A 1,173-nucleotide genomic window follows, 5' to 3' on the forward strand; every position below is an offset into this window, starting at 1 on the left:
TGCTTTCGGACGCCTTACGTGCGTTTTACCAAACTAAGCCGCTGGCAGCGTCTGATTTTAGCGTTAAGTAACCCAAATAACCTCAGAGAAACTCCATGATTATTGAATTTGAAGAAAAACTACTAGAACTGATTGATGCTCGTATTGAAAACGCATCTGATGATGAACTGTTTGCTGGTGGTTATCTACGTGGTCACATCTCTCTGTCTGCCGCATCTTGTGAAGAAGACGGCATCAACGATGTTGAAGAGCTAAAATCTCGTATCGCGAACAGCCTAGAAGAAGCTCGTGCAGAACTGACGCCTGCGGATCGCGTGATTGTTAGTGATCTATGGCAAGAGCTACAATCACAAGCATAATATCTACGAATTGCTGTAAATGAGTGCTCAGTGTAACTGAATGAAAGCCTGTTAACCTTGTTGTGACTATTTTTTCAACGGGTTATATCAAACGTCACCTTATTCTAGGCGTGCTTCTTGGCTATTTCTGAGCATATCTTTTCTATCGTTATCCCGCCTTTTAGTTGAAATCAACTCCTTCGAAATATTCGAATCTCTCCATAAGATTTTTGTGGTTGTTGCCAGCCTGTTTAACTTTTATTCTGCAAAGCATAAAACGTGAACAAAGGAATATAACCATGAAAATTGTCGCATTCGGTGCTTCTACCAGCTCAACCTCAATCAACAAAACGCTTGCTACTTACGCCGCTCAACAAGTAGAAGGCGCGCAAGTGAACGTGTTGGATTTAAACAACTACAACGTTCCAATGTTTAGTGAAGACAAAGAGAAAGAAATCGGCCAAGCGGAAGGCGCAATCGCTTTTTTACGCGAGCTAGAGCAAGCTGATGCCATCGTTGTATCATTTGCAGAGCACAACGGTTCTTACGCTGCGGCTTACAAAAACTTGTTCGATTGGGCAACGCGTATCGAGCGCAATGTGTTCCAAAATAAACCGGTCGTTTACCTTGCGACGTCACCGGGCCCTGGTGGTGCACAAAGCGTACTAGCGGCGGCAACGGGTTCAGCGCCATTTTTTGGAGCGGACGTTAAAGCGTCGGTTTCGGTACCAAGTTTTTACGAGAACTTTGACTTGGAGTCGGGTGAGATTGTAAATCAAGAAATTGCAGAGCAAGTGAAACAAGCCGTCGCGTTGCTCAAGTAATACGCCATTAA

2 protein-coding genes are annotated in these 1,173 nt (G+C 44.1%); both read left to right on the forward strand.

Annotation, left to right across the window (positions count from 1 at the left end; all coding sequences use genetic code 11):
• The first annotated feature begins 95 nt into the window (after positions 1 to 95).
• Positions 96 to 359: a YfcL family protein gene (locus R7E78_RS24330; protein ID WP_005479532.1), complete on the forward strand. Its 264-nt coding sequence runs from the start codon at positions 96 to 98 to the stop codon at positions 357 to 359.
• 278 nt (positions 360 to 637) lie between these two features.
• A complete protein-coding gene (locus tag R7E78_RS24335) occupies positions 638 to 1,162 on the forward strand; it encodes an NADPH-dependent FMN reductase (protein ID WP_005484580.1) in 525 nt (174 codons plus the stop codon).
• Positions 1,163 to 1,173: the final 11 nt, after the last annotated feature.

The sequence above is a fragment of the Vibrio sp. YT-19(2023) genome, from assembly GCF_033337395.1.

Coding starts and splice junctions, on each gene's coding strand:
- R7E78_RS24330 (WP_005479532.1), top strand. CDS start 96: ATGATTATTGAATTTGAAGAAAAACTACTAGAACTGATTGATGCTCGT.
- R7E78_RS24335 (WP_005484580.1), top strand. CDS start 638: ATGAAAATTGTCGCATTCGGTGCTTCTACCAGCTCAACCTCAATCAAC.